The sequence below is a fragment of the Leptolyngbya sp. FACHB-321 genome (genome assembly GCF_014695975.1).
Taxonomy (GTDB): domain Bacteria; phylum Cyanobacteriota; class Cyanobacteriia; order Leptolyngbyales; family Leptolyngbyaceae; genus Stenomitos.
Genome location: NZ_JACJPI010000083.1, coordinates 267,192 through 285,228, shown reverse-complemented (window position 1 = coordinate 285,228; position 18,037 = coordinate 267,192). Strand labels below are relative to the sequence as shown.

The 18,037-nt window shown below is 46.0% G+C and carries 13 protein-coding genes; 2 read left to right on the top strand and 11 right to left on the bottom strand.

What is annotated here, in order from left to right; translation table 11 throughout:
- From H6F76_RS26660 to H6F76_RS26610, 11 genes are all read right to left on the bottom strand, one after another.
- Window positions 1–1,248, bottom strand: a complete 1,248-nt coding sequence (locus tag H6F76_RS26660; RefSeq protein WP_190512835.1) for a glycosyltransferase family 4 protein — start codon at window positions 1,246–1,248, stop codon at window positions 1–3.
- Window positions 1,245–2,321 carry a glycosyltransferase family 1 protein gene (locus tag H6F76_RS26655; protein ID WP_242036864.1) on the bottom strand — a complete coding sequence of 359 codons (1,077 nt, stop codon included), beginning with the start codon at window positions 2,319–2,321 and terminating at the stop codon, window positions 1,245–1,247. The genes H6F76_RS26660 and H6F76_RS26655 overlap by 4 nt, the downstream gene beginning before the upstream one ends.
- A gap of 134 nt (window positions 2,322–2,455) precedes the next feature.
- Window positions 2,456–3,703, bottom strand: a complete 1,248-nt coding sequence (locus H6F76_RS26650) for a glycosyltransferase family 4 protein (RefSeq protein ID WP_190512832.1) — start codon at window positions 3,701–3,703, stop codon at window positions 2,456–2,458.
- An 87-nt stretch (window positions 3,704–3,790) separates the two neighbouring features.
- Window positions 3,791–4,846, bottom strand: coding sequence for a glycosyltransferase (locus tag H6F76_RS26645; protein WP_190512830.1), 1,056 nt, complete (start codon window positions 4,844–4,846; stop codon window positions 3,791–3,793).
- Window positions 4,847–4,904: 58 nt separating this feature from the next.
- Window positions 4,905–5,984, bottom strand: a complete 1,080-nt coding sequence (locus H6F76_RS26640; protein ID WP_190512828.1) for a glycosyltransferase family A protein — start codon at window positions 5,982–5,984, stop codon at window positions 4,905–4,907.
- 49 nt (window positions 5,985–6,033) lie between these two features.
- Complete coding sequence (locus tag H6F76_RS26635; RefSeq protein ID WP_190512826.1) at window positions 6,034–6,945, bottom strand: glycosyltransferase; 912 nt, start codon at window positions 6,943–6,945, stop codon at window positions 6,034–6,036.
- A gap of 58 nt (window positions 6,946–7,003) precedes the next feature.
- A complete protein-coding gene (locus H6F76_RS26630) occupies window positions 7,004–8,032 on the bottom strand; it encodes a glycosyltransferase family 2 protein (RefSeq protein WP_190512824.1) in 1,029 nt (342 codons plus the stop codon).
- Between the two features lie 131 nt (window positions 8,033–8,163).
- Window positions 8,164–9,126, bottom strand: coding sequence for a glycosyltransferase family A protein (locus H6F76_RS26625; RefSeq protein ID WP_190512822.1), 963 nt, complete (start codon window positions 9,124–9,126; stop codon window positions 8,164–8,166).
- 68 nt (window positions 9,127–9,194) lie between these two features.
- Window positions 9,195–10,340: a polysaccharide pyruvyl transferase family protein gene (locus H6F76_RS26620; protein ID WP_190512820.1), complete on the bottom strand. Its 1,146-nt coding sequence runs from the start codon at window positions 10,338–10,340 to the stop codon at window positions 9,195–9,197.
- A 94-nt stretch (window positions 10,341–10,434) separates the two neighbouring features.
- Entirely contained in the window at window positions 10,435–11,517 is a 1,083-nt protein-coding gene (locus tag H6F76_RS26615) for a nitroreductase family protein (protein WP_190512818.1), read from the bottom strand.
- 36 nt (window positions 11,518–11,553) lie between these two features.
- On the bottom strand, window positions 11,554–13,017 hold the full coding sequence (locus tag H6F76_RS26610) for an MOP flippase family protein (protein WP_190512816.1): 1,464 nt from the start codon (window positions 13,015–13,017) through the stop codon (window positions 11,554–11,556).
- A 1,022-nt stretch (window positions 13,018–14,039) separates the two neighbouring features.
- Here H6F76_RS26610 and H6F76_RS26605 point away from each other — a divergent pair.
- Together H6F76_RS26605 and H6F76_RS26600 are read left to right on the top strand one after the other, a co-directional pair.
- Window positions 14,040–15,506 (top strand): polysaccharide biosynthesis/export family protein, encoded by a 1,467-nt coding sequence (locus H6F76_RS26605; RefSeq protein ID WP_242036863.1) that lies wholly within the window; start codon window positions 14,040–14,042, stop codon window positions 15,504–15,506.
- 73 nt (window positions 15,507–15,579) lie between these two features.
- Window positions 15,580–17,961, top strand: a complete 2,382-nt coding sequence (locus H6F76_RS26600; RefSeq protein ID WP_206754419.1) for a polysaccharide biosynthesis tyrosine autokinase — start codon at window positions 15,580–15,582, stop codon at window positions 17,959–17,961.
- Window positions 17,962–18,037: the final 76 nt, after the last annotated feature.

The following is an 18,037-nucleotide window of genomic DNA, read 5'->3' as shown; positions in this document are numbered from 1 at the left end:
CTAACGGCGGACTAAATCTTTCTTGAGCAGGAGAATTTCTTCGTAGAGTTGAGTGAAGATTTGTCCCTTAACTTCCCAATCAAATAGATTCTTCACTCGCTGTTGCCCTGCTTGCCCCAAACGCACACCCAGATCAGGGTCATTTGCCAAATACATCATTGCGTCTGCCAGGTTTTGCACTGCCTGTTCTGGTTCAGGGGCAGGCACCTTAAAGCCCGTCTCATGGGTAACTTGAGTCGCGGGTCCGCCTAAATCGAGACAGATAACGGGTCTGGCTGCTGCCATTGCCTCCAGGCAAACCCACCCGCCTGAGTCGTGCAGACTGGGGTGAACGAGCGCATGACAGGTTTCTAATTTTTGCAAGGTTTGTTCACGCGGCAACAAGCCCCAAAAGCGAACACGATCGCCAATGCCCAGGTCTTGTGCAAGTTTCTCCAAATTTTGTTTGTCGGGGCCTTCGCCAATAATCCAGTATTCAGCATTGAGTAGGTTGAGTTTGGCAAAGGCTTTGAGACCTAAATGGAAGCCTTTCCAGTGCAACAGCCTGCCGATCGAGACCAGGCGGAATGTTTCGCGATCAATAGAGCCGAGTTTTGCCAGCGTTTCAAAATCTGATTTGGGAATGCCTGCTACTCCACAAAGCTCGACTCGTTGACAGCCCAATGCCGACAGGCGCTCACCTGTTTCTCCGGTTGCTGCAAGTGCGATCGCACTCCGTTCAGCCGTTAAGTGGACAAACGGATCGTTCTCACCCAGCCAACGAGCCAAATCTCGCACCGTCTCATACACCTTGCCCCGCAAGGTCAAGTCGTGCCAAAACGTCTCAGGTGCCGACTCTCCTCCGCCCACTGGACCCCACACAAAGGGTACTGGAAGCAGCGCTAGAAAACTTGGACCCCAATGCTTGACGTAGGTGACATGATGGATGATATCAAAACCAACCTCATAGTGAAGTTTTTTAGCAACAGAGTGAATACCGGCCTGCCATAGGTAGTAGTGCAACTGGACCCCCCGCAGTCCTTTCTTCCACCAGCGCATCCAGACGGGAATGTCGTAGTAAACAAAGTGGAGGTTGGGAATGGGGTGCTGAGCTAACTCGGTTTCGATCGCTACCCGATTATCTTCACGAGTAATCACCCAAACCTCGTGATACTGAGTCAACTCTTTGGCAATATTCCAACCAATTCCAGGATCAGAGCCTTTATGCGGTCCACAGGCGTAAGCAGAAAGTAAAACCTTGAGATTCATGGTGCTTTATCCAACAATTGTTCATATATGTCAGCAATCAGTTCAGACGTCTTCTCCCAGGTAAAAGACTTGACCCGCACCAGTCCTTTTTCAATCAATAAGTGACGCAGATTGTCATCTTCCCGTAGTTGGTCAACGGCTTGCACGATCGCAGCAATATCATTAGGAGCCACCACGATCGCGGCATCCCCCGCAACTTCTGGCAACGAAGTGACATTCGATGTGACTACTGGAGTGCCACACGCCATTGCCTCTAAAATCGTCATGCCAAACCCCTCATACAGCGAAGGGGCTACCAGAATGTCAGCCGCGTTATAGATTTGAATCAGGGCAGTTTTGTCTGGTTTACCTAGATAAGTAACAAATGACTTTAGATTGTGGGACTGAATAAACGTCTTTTGTTCAGCCGTAAAGTCTGCACCCGTCTTGAATAGATGTACAGAAACGCCCTGATCTTTCAGGGTATTTAAGGCAGATAAAACAGCCGCTACATTCTTACGGGGATGGTTGGAACCGACATTTAATAAACAGGTGGTTTCTGAAGAGATTTGCTGCTGCTGGCGAACCCAGGCAAACTCCGATGGAGGCAATGGTTGAAATAGTGCCTCCACTGCATTAGGAGCGACGGTCAAACGCTCTGCTTCGACAGTCATCAGCCGTATTACATCTTTGGCGGTATGGGCTGAAACGGTAACAATATGGTCTGCGTGTCGAATGCCTTTAACGGCATACTTCCAAACGGCAGCGCTAAGAAGCGGCAACTTGGCTTGATCGCTAATGTTTTCGGGCTGCAAGAAGTTGATCAGATCATGGCAAGTAACAACTATTGGCTTGTGGGCTCCTTGCAACCAGTAAGCCAAATGTCCATCGCTGTGGTCAATGATGTGGAACAGATCGACATCTTGCTGCCTGACCGTTGATGGAAAAGACCAATAACGCTGGTAGTACTTTTGCAGTCCAACTAACCAGGATTTGCCTTTGGTACTAGCGATCGGTGGTACGAGTTCAACAATGTCCCAATCAGGTCGAACCGCTTTCAGACCATTAACGATTCCATCCGCATAAACATCCATGCTGAATGAAGCCTTTGGAACTCTGCGGACAATTGCAACTCGCATGTTTTTTGCCAATTAATGACGATCGATAAACTGTTATCAGTGAGTTAGCGCTTGTCGTAATACCCTATCTTGGTTCAGCTAAAAACCTGCTAGGCGTTGGCTGAAACTTCTGAAGAGGATTGTGCAACGTTAATACCCGTGTGAATTTGCTGTTTAATCCGCCCAATTAGTTCCAGAAACGCTTTCAGTTCGCAATTGAGGTCTTGCTTAGAGAACACTTCTTTAGCGTGCTGGCTATAAATTGATCGTGTATTATCATCTGCCAGTGCCAGCACGGCTTCAGTTAAGGCATTGACATCACCAGACGGATAGACTAACCCGTTGTGGCGATGTACGACCGTATCGCGGTAGCCCCAGTTGCCGCAGCGATCGCTGAGAATTGCCGGGCAGCCTGCTGCCATGCCTTCTGAAACAACAAGCGGATGAGGATCAATTCGAGAACTGGAGACAAATACATCCAATGCAGCGTAATGCAGCGGCAGTTTACTCTGATTGACAAAGCCTACGTTGACGACTTCACCGTTTAGGCTGGCAAGCCGTTCCTCAATTGCAGACTTTAATTCACCACCGCCAATCATAATGCCGCGAATGCGTGAATCAATCTGGTGTGCTTTAGAGATGGCATCAATGAATTCAAACGGATTTTTACGATCAATGTATTTGCCCACAAACCCGTAGAGAACTGTGTCGTCATGCCAGCACAACTGGCTGCGAATCTGCTGAATTTCTTCGGGTTGGCTAGCAATAGCTTTCTCAAACCGATCGCGATCGACGGGATAGCAGCCTCGTACTATTTTTTCTAATGGAACACCATAATGACGCAGGTAAATTTCATTGTGATCACCACTCGAAATCCAATGGTCGGCCAACCCAAACATGGAAGGATAGAGTACTGACATCACCACTTTTCGTGAGCGATCGTAGCGATCATCAGTGATAATGGTGGCATCATTTTGCATAATTAGAGGAATGCCCCGCAGTTTGCACAGTAGCACTGCTAACCGATAGGAAGGAGTAAAAAAGCTGGGCAAAAACACTGCATCGACGTTCTGCTGAGTCAAGCGCGAGATTAACCCAGGGTTAAACAAGCCTTTGTCAATCTTGTTGGCAATCTTACCGTTCCAGGTCTTCAGAAATTCACACTCATAGCCACCAACCAGATCCACATCCCAGGGTTCGGAACTGCCGAGATGACGATCGCCGCCAACCTGGTTCTCATTGCACAAATAAAAGGCTTTCACTAACACGCCCGGTTGCTCGTTGAGCTTGCGCCACAGAGGAGCATGGTGCTGAGTGGGATGGGTGAAGACCACCCCTAAACGAAACGTCTCTTGCATGGCAAACTCCGCGATTAATGTTGCAGATCAGGCTGATGATTCAAACTAATAGTTACCCATTCCTTTCTTCACCGCTAAATCCGTAAATCAGCTAACTAAAGCACGAAGTTTCTTTAGTGTTTGCCCAACGAACTTGGGGCGAAACTGGGGTGCAAAGAGCCAAGTAATAGCTGGCTCTGCTAAGGGGCGCGGCATCACCCCAACCCAGATAAACCACAGGCTGTAAATCAGCCGTTTCTGGACGTTGTAGGCTGAGAATCTCCAGAGTGCGAGAATACCTGAGTAGCTGAGGAAAAGCGCATGGTCTGTTTCAACCGGATGATTTTGAGGATCTAAGCGTAGGGATGCTAAACGAGACCAAGCACGTCCAAAGAAGCGCAGGTTTAAATCTTCAGGGACCTCGTAACCTATTGCAGTTGCCCGCTGGGTGATGAGCTCACAGCGCTGCAAGTCATGCTTGACAAACCGACGATAGCGATCGCTGCTGACAGTAGCGATCGCCCATTGATTATTGGTATGAATCCGGTAAGACCCTAGAGGTTCTTCAATGGCTAGAACGTTACCGTATAGCGGTATTAGCACAGACAGATAATCATCGGAGGTTAAGCGGTATTCAAATGGAATCGGCATTACCTGTGATAGCGCTTTACGGCTAAGGGCATTGCCACTAGTTGGTACACCACAGTAGGTTCCTGTTCTGAGTAAGCTGCGCCATACTTCCCCTGTTGCTAACGGAGCACTACCTTGGGGATAAGAAAACCCACGAGAATTGCCATCGCCGTCAATCACACTTAAGCGGTAATGCACTTTGGCAATGTCGGGTTGCCAAACAGCAACAATGCGCTCAACGGCTTCAGGAAACAGATAGTCGTCAGAATCTAGAAAAATGATGATGTCACCATGACTATGAGCAAAGCCATTGTTGAAGGCTGTGCCCTGTTTAGCGTTCTCCTGTAGGACTGGAATGATGCGATCGCCATAACCAGCGATGATGTCTCTTGAGCCATCGGTGGAACCATCATCAACTACAATCACTTCAACATGTGCATAGGTTTGATTCAGTGCACTATCAATGGCTTGAGAGAGGAAGCGATCGTAGTTGTAGTTGTTAATAATGATGGTGACAAGCAGCTTCAACTCCATTGTAAGGTTCTCCACAAGCTCTAAAAAGGGTCTTTATTGGGTCGAGCAAGTACTTCAACTAGGCTTGAGCCCTAGTTCTTTGCATCTTACGAGCCCATGTAATAGCTTTAGTGACTAGAGGCGGTCTGTTGCTTGGAAAAATAAAGCTGTTTGCAAACTGACATGCAAGTGGTTTTGGTGCAACCAGCATTGCAAGAAACCATATCGAGGTTAATAACCGCTGAGCTATAGATAGACCAGGCTCAACCAGGCAAGCAATAATACCGTTTAAGCAGATAGAAAACACATTGTCCTTAAACGGATAATTGTCACGGTCTACTTTCTTAGAGACCATGCGACCAATCAGAAATTTGCTGTCCCGATCTTCAATGTTCAAGGAACTGTCCCCAACTAGCTCCTTACGCTTTTTGTGTAGCTCTGCGGTATTAACGAGATTTCGCCTAAATTCCACTAGATCGATCGACTGCACAACGCTACCAGTTGTTACCCCGTTGTTCTTACCGTGCCTTCGATAGAGCGCTCCTGGCTCTTCTAGAGAAGCAATTGAGCCCATGATGGGAATCAAGACATTAACGTAAAGATCAGGCGATACTCGGTAAGTATCTTCTGGAACTGGCATAATCTGTCTCAAGGCTTCAGCCAAGAATGCATTACCGCTAGAGGGGGGCCAATTATAGTTTGGAAATTTCAATATCTTTGGTCGTAAATCCCCTGTTGGCATTTTTCGCCGCATTAATGGTGTTGTTCGACCGATGAGATTACAGTCTGCATCAGTCAAGTGTAAGCGATACTGTACTTTTGCAGTACCAGAATGTGATTTAAAGGCTTCAACCACCCGTTGAATAATGTCAGGAAGAAGAACATCATCACTGTCCAGAAAGGCAACAATCTCTCCTTTTGCAGCAGCAAAGCCAGTATTCCAGGCTGAGCCCTGCCCACCGTTCTCTTTAAGAATTGGAATGATGCGATCGCCATAGCTAGCAATCACGTTAGGAGAATCATCTTTAGAACCATCATCTACAACAATGACTTCAATGTTGGTATAAGTCTGCTCTAACGCGCTGTCAATTGCCTGCCTTAGATAGCGAGCATAGTTATAGCTGGTAACGATGATGCTAACAAGTGGTGTAGACTCCATACTGGTACTCTCCAAAATCTTGAAAGTGAACACTTAGGAAGTGGTTAACCTAACCGCGATCGGAAATACCGCCGCCGAGCTGTAGCCTTAATCGTTCTTGAATCGCTACCCAACGCAAACGCAGCATGACAGTTGTGAACTGAACCTTTTGCTTAGTTCCATGTAGCCGCTGATCTGTCCAAATCCGAAAGAAACTTCTGAAGGGCGGTTTGAGAAAAAGAATTAAATCTTTCAATGCCTCTAAATCGGACGTTGTATTCTGCCGCATCAAGTCATATTTACCGCCAATAATTCGAATTGATCGCTTCAGAAGGTCATCCCACGAATCTCTAGCGGGATGGCGAACACGAGCATCGTCGGCGTAAATTTGCTCGTAACCTTTTGCAAAAACGCGTTCGCCCCACTGGCGATCGCCACCAGACATCAGCGTCTCGTCAAACATCCCAACAGCATCAATTACACGTCTAAAGGTAAAAAGATTAGCGGTCACGCCAAACTTTCCATCCTCAATGAACTTGTCCTGAGGGAAACTCAGCGCAATGCTGTCATACAGTTCAACTGGGTTAGGGTTATTGGCATCTTTACAAAATAGGTCAATGCGTCCGGCAACCAGACCAACGTTTGGTGTGCTGAGCAAGGCTGCAACACCCTTTTCAATCCATGCTGGGTCAGGAATGCAGTCCACATCGGTAAAAGCGATCGCCGCTCCGTTTGCTAACGTTAAGCCAGTATTCCGGGCAATATAAGAACCAGGACGGCTTTCATGCGTTAGTAGAACCTGGTTAAACTGGGTAACAACACTCTTAATATCTTCATGGGAGTTGTTATCTACTACGATGACTTCGTAACAGTCTTCAGGGTATGTTTGCTGCTTTAGCGCTTGCAGGCAAAGCTTGAGCCGTTCACTGTCATTAAAAACAGGAATAATAACAGAGACAAAGAGGTTAGATGAGTCACTCATAGTTTTAGCTATCTAGGGGGCAATTGATGCATAAGTTGGCTCAGCCAGCAGGGCAAACCTAATTATTTAAGGGCATCAGATTGGGTTTTCTAAACTTTACTACAAGGTCTTTGAGTTGCCAGCGAAGGAGACAGTAAGCGATCATAAAGCGCACTTCAGTCTTTGTAAAAAGAGGCGCTTTTTCTAGATAGTTTGCCACCATTGCTTCACAGTCAGCGTCGGTGCTTTTGCCTCTCAAATAATCACTGCTTAAATATGCACCAAAACCTCTAGCAAGTAGTTTTTTACTCATTTTGCTAAAGTCTGCGAAGCGATTACCCATCCAGTAACCAGTGGTAGTATAAATCTCAGCAAACATTCGCCGCTTTTTAATCGGGTCTAAGGTTTTATAGAAATTGTCGTGAAAGCGATAGATGCCCAACTCTTGAGTGGTAACGCAACCTACACCCAGCCCGATCGCCAGGAGTTTAATGTATATGTCAGTGATTGCCATACCCGAAAAGCCTTTAATTTCAGGCAATGGAAAGATTTTTTCTAGAATCGTTTTGGAGAAGCATAAGTTAGAGGTAGAAGGTGCAAAATGCGGCATTTCAGCATTTTTAATATTAGCTCTAAAATCAATTTTTTTGGGTGAAGCCTTAGAACTACTACAGTTAGAAACCCGTTGAAAGACAACGCTGAGATCTGTATCAGTCAGTTCTTTGGTTTCAATAGGAGCAGATTCAGTGAAAACCCAGTCAATACCTGAGTTGACTGTAAACAGCTTGACGACTTCGGACACGCGCTCTGGTAGAAAGAGATCATCAGCGTCTAGAAGGCAAATGATCTCGCCGTTACTGGCAGCAAAGCCAGCGTTCATAGCAGAGGCTTGCCCACCGTTACGTTTGAAGATAGCCGTAACTCGATCGCCGTAGCTCTCAATTACATTCCGCGAATCGTCAGTAGAGCCATCATCAACAACAATGACCTCAATATTCTTATAGGTTTGACCTAGCACACTGTCGATCGCGTCACCAACAAATCGTGCGTAGTTATAGTTATTGATTAAGATACTAACCAATACTTGACTATCATTTGTAAGATTCATGGCTTTATTCAACGGGGGACTAATTATCCTTTCTGCTTCGATAATCGTGATCAGTTCTATTACTCGTAAAAACTGTAAAAATCAGACAAGTTTTGTAATAAGAAACAAAAGTTTGAGTGCAGGTGAACTTGCTAACTCTGGCAAGTTCTTGTGCTCGATGTATTTTGCTTGTTTTTTGTTAAGTACATCCAGTAAAGCTGAGTTTTTTTCCCGGCTTTCGCATATTTCAGAGACAAAATTACATAGATAAATTCCATTTTCTTCTCAAGTCCATGCAAATTCTGATTAAGAAATGCTTTTACAATATCTTTGATGTCTTTTATTGAAGGGCTGATGTCAATGAAAATCTCCTTCAAATAAGGCAGGTATAAGCCTTTATCTTGACTCTTTAGGTTGTAATGTCCTTCTGTAACGCGAGTAACTTTCTGCTTTAATTCGCTCAACTCATGCCGTGCAGGATGGGCAACGCAAGCCTCTTCAGCGTAAACCTGGGTATATCCAGCTGCAAATACTCGGTTGCCCCACTCTTGGTCACCTCCCGATTTAAGGTCAGCATTAAATAGTCCAACGACATCAAACATTTGCTTAAAGGTGAAGACGTTTGCGGTTGCGCCAAAGTGTAAGGCTTTAATATAGTGCTCCTGTCGCAAAAAGTTTATGGAGTCATACACTTCAACCGCTGTTGGCTTACTTGGGTTCTTAAAGAAAAGCTCAATTTTTCCAGCAGATAATCCACAATTGGGGTTCGCCAAAAGACACTGAACCCCCTTCTCAATCCAGTCAAGTACAGGGATACAGTCAGAGTCAGTGAAAGCAAGAACAGTACCTTTAGCGATCGAAATCCCTTTGTTACGAGCCGCATAAGACCCTTTACGCTCTTCCTTAACTAGAATTGCCTGAGAAAACAGTTCCGTAATACTCGAAATGTTTTCCTCCGAGTTGTTGTCTACCACAATTACTTCATAGGAAAGTTTGGGATAAGTCTGATGTTCCAACGCCTTTAGGCAACGGCTCAAACGATATGCGTCGTTATACACCGGAATAATCACTGAAACAAACGGAGTAACGAAGGAATTGAGGACGCTACTTTCCATAGAATTTCAAGCCTCAGTTGTAGCAAATTATAGAAGTTATTTCAGATGCCAAATAGTCAATAGCTTTGCTAAGCCACTAATACTTTGTAGACTTCAGTCCACATCTCAGAGGCTAGTGCCTTTTGTTCCATGCCAGTCGTCTGCAGCCGAGCAATTAACCCAGATCGGCTTGGTTCTTCAATAATTAGCTTGAGTTTGCTCTCAATTTCCTCACGTGAATCCAAAGAGTAAACTAAGCATTCTGGAGATGCGTAGTCTTCAAACAACATGCGATATTTATGGCTCCAACCAGTTGCCAAACAGGGAACCCCCTGGGAAAGTGCGCTAATTAGACCATGAAATCTAGAACTGACTACTACATAGCAATTGCCAAGAATCCCTTTAAGATTTAGAGGGTTTTGTTCTATGATCACCTCAAGGGACCCTCCGAATTTTTCCTGTAGCTGTAGTGCTAATTCTTCATCTGCAAAGTCATGAACTAAGATAAAAGGGTTCAGCTCTGCCTCCACGAGAAGCTCTGTACAAATCTCCAGAAACTGAAGGTAGCTATCTGCTACATTCGCAGAGTTTTTATCAATCATCCGAACGTTTGGAATAATACAGGCTCGTTTTTTATCTCTCTCGAAATAGTCAGGGACGCGCCCTTTAACTAAATTTGTAAAGTCTGGCGCCATCTTAATATGTGAGGAAGAACCTCCTAAATCAACCAAACATTTGTAAGAAATTGGATCTCTAGCAAATATTAGATGGGAGTTTTCGAGTACCTGTAAAAAGTTACTTTTTACTTCTGGCTCATCAAAAGGACCAAAGGCTTGCGGTAGCAGAATTACCTTCTTACCCTGCTTGCTCATTCTTTTAGCCAAATCTGCCATTACTGCTGACTTCTTTGCACCCCATTGATCAGAGTAGGCAAAACCAGAAGCGTCTAGAACTGCATTAATTTTTGAATAGGTCGTAATACCAAGAGAACTAATTAGTGACTTAGGAAGAAAATTAACAATTGATTCAGTAACCTGATTGGAAAAATGGCTTTTCCGATCTGAATATAGTAGCTGATATAGCCCAGCTTCCGCCCTTTTTCGAAAAGTTTCAGCTTTAAAGCGCATAGCAACAGTATTGTCATTGTTCCACTCAGATAACTTCTGTACAACAGCATAAAGCATCAACTCAGACCCTTTATTTTCGAAGTGTATGCCTCGAATTTCAACAATCATTTTAGGACTCCGTGTGAATAATGAGGGGGTTGTTGACTACTGTACAAATCTGAGCAAACTGATCTGTACATATTGCTGGATAGTGGTGTGGTAGCTAGTTATATCTACGAAGCTGCTCAAGAGACTTCTTATGCGAGTACGCAACCATGCCATCTGGATCGGGATAACCAACTGAAATCAGCATGATTGGACGCTCATCAAATTCGAGCCCTAATAGTGCGGACATCTCTTTTTCTTTCGATTCCATGTCAGGCCAGTTAATGGGACATGAGCTAAGCCCTAACGTTTCTAAGGCAAGCATAAATGACATGGAAGCGAGCGAACCATCAATGTAAATTACATGTCGATCTCGTTCGCTGAAATAGGCTCTCAACTTACCGACAACAACAATAATGACTGGAAAATTATCGCTAAATCCCTTAGTTCCTATTGGAATAGAAGCAACCTTTTTCACCATCTCTGGATCATCAAAAATGCGAAATTCAAACGGTTGTCGATTACAGGCACTAGGCGATAAAGCCGCGATCGTGATTGCCTGATCAATCAAATTTCGCGAAACAGGTTTTTGCAGATACCATCGTACTGAGCGCCGACGATATGAAAGCTTGAGAAAATCGTCATAATCAACAGAACAAGGTTCGTTTAAGTTCCGCTTATAGGGAATGCGAGGAAGCTCAACTTGCTCGATCTGCTTCAGCGTTGAAAACTGATCCCTTAACCCATCAACAACCGGATGTGAAGAAACGATCGTAAAATATTGTGATAAAACATCATGGGCCCAACCTATCTCACCGACATCAGCAGCACAAGTTGATTGCTTCGCCAGAGCTTGTTCATAACCTCTAAAAGTCTCTGTAATATAATCTGTTGCGAATAAATTACGCCTCGGCCTCATCAGTAGACCCTTCTCTAGCCGATGAACATTTCGTCGTAACAGATACTGGCTGCCCTGAGCATTCTCGCAATCCTCAAGATACTTTAGTTGACCATAAATACAGCCTCGGTGCTCTCTCGCAAAAGCATTTGAGAAAAGAGCATAGTATAAAGAGCTCAAAAATTGAGACTTTGTAGCCAGACGTAAGAAGGCATAGAGTAATGAAGTTTGAAAGCCACGAACAGTGCGGATAGTAGGCTCAATTATGCTGCTGGGAATAATTAACTTAATGAATTTCTTCATCTTTCTCCTCTATGGACTATATGAAAGACTACTGACTTAAACCTTCTTCAGCCGAGATTGTGGTAGAGCAGAGCGGAAAAGATCAATCACTCGATGTACAAGCTTTGGTGCAATTACAAAAATGGTTGCAGCATATACAGCAATTCCAAGAACGATGCAAATAGGAAGTAAAACCTTGACGCTTACTACATCTACCAGTACATACTTGGCTCCAAATATGACAATAACCATCACTAAAGATCCAAATAGGGGAGCTGCATACTGCTGAAAATACTGTTTTAGGTTAAGAGGCAATGCCTTATGAACAACCCAAACCATGATGGGTGCTGTCAAATAACCACGAAGAACATAAGCCGCAGCAACGGCAACAATGCCCCAACGAACAGCAATTAGGAAAAATATGACGTTGCCAACCCCCTGCAAAAAGTTCAGCCCTAAATTCCAAGCAGGCTTGCCCATCGCCATAATTAGTGAGCTGTTGTAGTAGAAACCCGCATATAGCAGACCAATCAGGTTTAGAACTTGCATTACTGGAATGCTAGCTGACCACTTCTGACCAAACAAGACAGTAATGAGCTCGGGAGCTAAAGCCGACAGCCCTAAAAATGTAGGGAATGCAACTAGACTAGTAACTTGTATTGCACTATAAAACATTTGTCGCAAACGTTCTGGCTCTTGCTGAAGTTGAGAAAAGACTGGCATTGCAATTCGCTGCATCGTACTAATCATTAGTTGACTGGTGATTAGCAGAATCCGATAAGCAACAGTGTAGTAACCCAAGGCAACTGGACCGAGAAAATAGCCAATTAAAAGGTCATCAGAGCGACGAGTGAGAAAATTAAGGATCCCACCTCCTACAACGTTGATTCCAAACATGAACAGTTCTTTGAAGTGTCTTACAGAAACGCTAAATCCTGGTCGCCATTTGGTGCTTCCCCACAAGATGGTTACGCTAACCACACCATTCACTAAGCTCTGGCCCACCAAGCTCCATACTCCAAAGCCCTTAAATGCCATGACGATACCAACGCTTCCTGCCAGAATTGTGGCAATTAACGATCGAATAGCTAATTTTTTAAAGGCAAGGTCGCGGCTAAGAATTGTGGATTGCACGCTATCGAGCCCAGTGAACAGAAAAGATAGCGATAACCAACGAATAACGGGTGTGAGAGCAGGTTGCTTAAAAAAGTCAGCAACATAGCCTGCAATTGCACAGGTTATACCCATCATCAGCACACTCATCACAACGCTTGTCCAAAAAGCTGTATCTAGATGTTCTGGTTCTAAATTACGTCGTTGAATAATTGCCTGACCAAACCCTTGATCAACAAAGATTTGCATAAATGCAAGAAAGACTGTCGTAAGGGCAATCAGTCCGAATGCCTCTGGTCCCAGTAATCGAGCAAGTATTGAGAAGACAACAAAGGAAATTACTTGATTTCCCCAATTCTGAATAGCAATCCAAAGCACGCCTTTAATTGTCTTTTGCTTCAAACTCATGTAGACATAGCTCCAGTGATTACTCCAAGCAAATATAAAAATTAAAGAATCAGAATGGAGACGCTATCTAGTGGAAATATGAACATTAGTGACGAGCTTTTTATTTAGGCTGAACGATTCTAATAGAATGTTAAATTCTTCATAAAAGCAAAATGAATAATTAAAATAATTTTGGTGTTTTGTCTTTAATTGAATCCATTGCTAAGGTATTTTTACGGAAGATAATGGCTGTTGAAATCACGTTTAGAGAAAAACTCGATTTCCCACTGTAATAAACCCTGAATCATCAATTAATTTTCTGCAGAAGGGACATTAAACATGATTAGAAAGATGAACGTTTGGTAGAGTGGCACTGAATCTATTGCTTAACCTGCTATTCCTTACTATGTAACGAAGTGTAATCAGGACATCTACTAGAAAGATCACTTATCTTTATGCATTCTTTAAGTTACCTGCTCACTAATTTATTCATTTACAGAGTTAGCGAACAGCGATATACATTAATGAGCGGGGGAAGTTGGCACTCACCCTAATGCTACTCCTGCTTACAACGCAACAAAATGTAATCAGGATAGTTACAGTACAATCACCCGTCTTCACCCCTTCTTTAAGTTGTTGCTTTAGAAGCAGTCGTAGATTCTCGCAGGCCTCTCGCTGCATGACAAAGACTCTTGCGCTTCTAATACTGATACGGGTAGGAGTTTGGTGCCTAATTGGATTAAGCATGGAGTTGTAAGCCGTTGAAGCTTTCCGGCATTTCTTCCGGTTCCGGTCGCTTTTACTTGAAAAGTGGATATGCCACGCGTTGTACCTGTATTTGAACGTACGGCGCTCGAACAGTTTAATTGCCTACGAGTAATTAAAGTATGTGTAGGGCTTGCGTGAAATCGCAGAACTTTATCCGGTGTTTGTCGGTCTACAGAGTAAGTAGTTTTACGAAGTAACAATCTAGCAAGGCTTACTGTCCCTTGACTGTTATCTCACAACGTCTACTTCATTGCCGGAGCGTTTGCATGATTTTTATGCGTCATCAACTTATTACACCAAAAGCGGGTTTTGCTGTCCTGATGCTGGCGCTTGTTGCTTCTCCAGCTTTAAGTGCAACTCCCGCTTTCCTGCCTCCTGTTAGCCAAGTACAGCCAGGCATGGTTCCTTTTGAAGAGAGTTCTTACGTACTGGGCGCAGGCGATCGACTCCAGATTGATCTCTTTGATGTACCTGAATATAGCGGTGAGAATGGCAGACGGCAAGTGTTAGTCGATGGCACGGTCAATCTGCCGCTTTTAGGCTCTGTCTCTGTACGGGGGATGAGCTTAAAGCAGGCGGAGTCTGAACTGTCTAGACGGTATGCCCGCTTTTTTAAGCGACCGGCAGTGACGGTGACGCTGCTGACTCCACGCCCTTTATCTATTGGCGTTTTGGGCGAGGTCAGCCGTCCGGGTACCTATACCATCCCGCTAGCTAGCGAGGCTGGCGGCACCCAGTTTCCCACACTGACCAAGGCACTACAAACGGCCGGCGGCATTACTCAGGCAGCGGATGTTCGGCAAGTGCAAATTCGCCGTCCGCAGCGACTTGGTGCTCCCCAGATTATTACGGTTGACCTGTGGAGTTATGTGCAAAATGGTAGTTTACAGCAGGACGTAACGCTGCGAGATGGCGATTCAATTTCGGTCGTTGCTGCCACCAATCCTAATCCAGCCGAGTCGTTGCTGTTGGCAGACACAACCTTTGCTGGCGAGAAAGGCAGACCCGTCAATGTGGCGATCGTAGGTGAAGTGTTTCGCCCCGGTTCTTATCTCGTAACGGGTACTAACCCTCGTGCGAGCACTGCTGGCGCACAGGGCACAACAGGCAGCAACATCAGCAACCTTGATAAACCCCCCACTATTACGCAAGCCATTCAGGTAGCAGGAGGCATTAAGCCACTGGCAGACATCCGACGTATCCAGATTCGGCGACCCACGCGATCGGGGGCAGAACAAACCATCAACATTAATCTGTTGCAGCTTGTGCAAGCAGGCGACCTCAAACAGGATGTTATCTTACAATCGGGTGACACCATTTCGATTCCGACTGCAACCGACCTCACTCCGGCAGACGCTGCTCAAATTGCCAGCGCGAGTTTCTCGCCCGATACCATTCGGGTGAACATCGTCGGCGAGGTGAAGCAACCTGGCGTTGTACAGGTGCCACCTAATACACCGATGAATCAGGCGTTGCTAGCATCGGGCGGGTTTGACAATCGACGGGCGCGCAAGGGTCGCGTCGAGCTGATTCGTCTCAACCCGGACGGGACAGTGGTACGTCGAGATATATCAGTTGACTTTGCTCAGGGCATCAACGAGCAAACCAATCCGGCGATGCGAAATAATGACATTATTGTGGTTGGGCGATCGGGCTTAACCAGCGTCACCGATACGCTTGGCACCGTTCTTAGCCCACTATTTTCCTTGTCAAACTTCTTAAGAATCTTTGGTGTTCCCTAAGCAAACCTGTTGCCAATGGTGCATTAGTTAGCGGTGCTTTTGGTACAACGCTGGTTAAGTTGAAACGCTTGCAATGATGCGCCTTCGTGTCGCTGCTTCTGATGTGAACGCAAGAATGCATACGGTGCCCATGGAAACTGAACACTCCTCTCTCCATCCCTCTAGAACGTCTGGTCGATTGCTGCAGCCAGCCTCACTGGCTGTAGAAACAGATGAATCGACGTTTAGCATGACTCAACCCTTCGATATCATTCGGCGACGGCTGAGCACAGTGCTGGGAGTCACGATCGCGGTCGCAGCGGCAACGATTCCTCTAGGCTTGTGGGCGGCAAGTCGCAAGCCACCCCAGTATGTCGGCTCGTTCCAGCTTTTGGTCGAGCCTGTCACCGCTGAGGAGCAATATAAGCGTTTGCTGCTCGACCCGCAACAGCAACCAGGGGAGTCTTTGCAAACTGCACCAACGGCACTAGACTACTCAACCCAAATTCAAGTGCTGCAAAGCCCTAAGCTATTGGGTCCGATCGTTCAGCAGACGCAAGCAAAGTTTCCTAACGTTGACTACAATCGCATTGCATCCCAGATTGCCATTGACCGATCGCGGTCTAAGAATGCTAAAAAAGATGCACTTGGCACAAAAATTTTGCAAGTGACGTATCAAGATGCTGATCCACAGGTCGCAGATTATGTCTTGAAACAGCTCTCTGATGCCTACTTAAAGTACAGCTTAGAACAGCGACAAACCAATATTGGGCAAGGTGTCAAGTTTATTGACGCTCAGTTGCCACAGTTGAAGGAGCGAGTGAATACGCTCCAACGGCAGCTACAGAGCTTCCGGCAACGCTATGGTATCATTAACCCAGACATCCAGGGGCAACAAGCTGCTACCCAGTCCGGCAATCTAGAGCAGCAGCAAATGGACAATGCAGCTAAGCTGGCACAAAGCCGCGCTCGGTTCTCAGCGCTGCAACAAAACGCAAATGCTGCCAATACGGTTTCCATACTAGCTGAAGCGCCACAATATCAGACGTTGTTAGCCAAGTATCAAGAGCTTTCGAGCCAGGTTGCCCTGGAAACCGCTCGATCGCGCGAAGAAAACCCAACCTTGCAGGCAATGCGCGATCGACAGCAAAATTTGAAGACGCTGCTGGATCAAGAAGCTCAGCGAGTCTTGGGGAAGGTCAATGACGACATTCAAATTCAGCAGGCACGCGATCGCGCTGTTGCTCAGTCCAAAAGTGCAGTAGACGCAAAAATTCAGCAATACCCATCATTAGCGCGGCAGTACACCGATATTGAGCGAGAACTGACCATTGCCACCAACAGCTTGAACGAATTTTTGGGGAAACGGGAAGCACTGCAAATTGATGCGGCACAAAAAGAAGTGCCCTGGGAGTTACTGTCACCACCACAACTGGCTCGCGATGCGAATGGCGAACCATTGAACACAGCCGCTAACCTCGCGCTGAACTATTTGGGTCTTGCGGTCTTTTTAAGTCTCGCGCTGGGCATTCTCGCTGGTTTTCTTGCCGATACCAGCAGCAATGCATATCATACGACCAAAGATATTCGGCAGGCAACCCGCCTACCCTTGCTGGGTCTCATTCCACTCGACAGCGATCGCGCGACTCCCCAACGATCGTGGCTCTCAAAGCTACCGTTCATCAAGCGCAAGCGCCGTCTGTCTACCCATGTGCCACCTGTTGCGCCATCCTCGTCATCCCTAGATTTACCAGAGATTCCGGCTACGTTTACACCCGCACAAACCTCATCCAGTGTCGGTGCGTCACCCTTTATAGAGGCGTTTCGCTCGCTCTACAAAAACATTCGTTTGCAGCGTGTAGATGCCACGGTGCGATCGCTCACCGTTAGTTCAGCCGAACCAGGCGATGGCAAATCGACGATCGCGGTTAATTTAGCCCACGCGGCAGCAGCAATGGGACAACGGGTACTGCTAGTGGATGCCGATCTGCGCCATCCACAAGTGCATCATATTATGGAGCTGTCAAACCAGTGCGGGTTAAGCGATGTCATCACAACCAACATCAATGTTAGGACTGCCCTTCAGCCATCACCAACCCGCGATAACTTGATGGTGCTAACAGCAGGACGAACCCCGATCGATCCGGTTGAGCTACTGTCATCCGGTAAGATGCGCGTCTTGATGGAACGCTTTCAGATGGTGTTTGATCTGGTCATTTACGACACCCCACCACTGGTTGGTTTGGCAGACGGTAGCTTAGTCGCCTCGCAAACGAACGGGCTAGTGCTGATCGTGCGGGTGGGTAAAACGAAGCGTCCCTCAGTCGCGCAAGCCATGGAAGAGCTGAAGGTTTCGTCCACCAATGTTCTGGGCTTGGTGGCAAATGGTGCTGTTGAGGCAATGACCCCTTACAGCTATCACTATCAGCGTTATGTCAAGCCGTCAAACGGTGCGGCTCCTGTTGAACATCTTTAGACTCGGCTCCTCAAACTGTCTTTTAGCCTTCCGATCGTTCCCTGCTGCCAGATGACTAACACCTGAATCGTCCCCT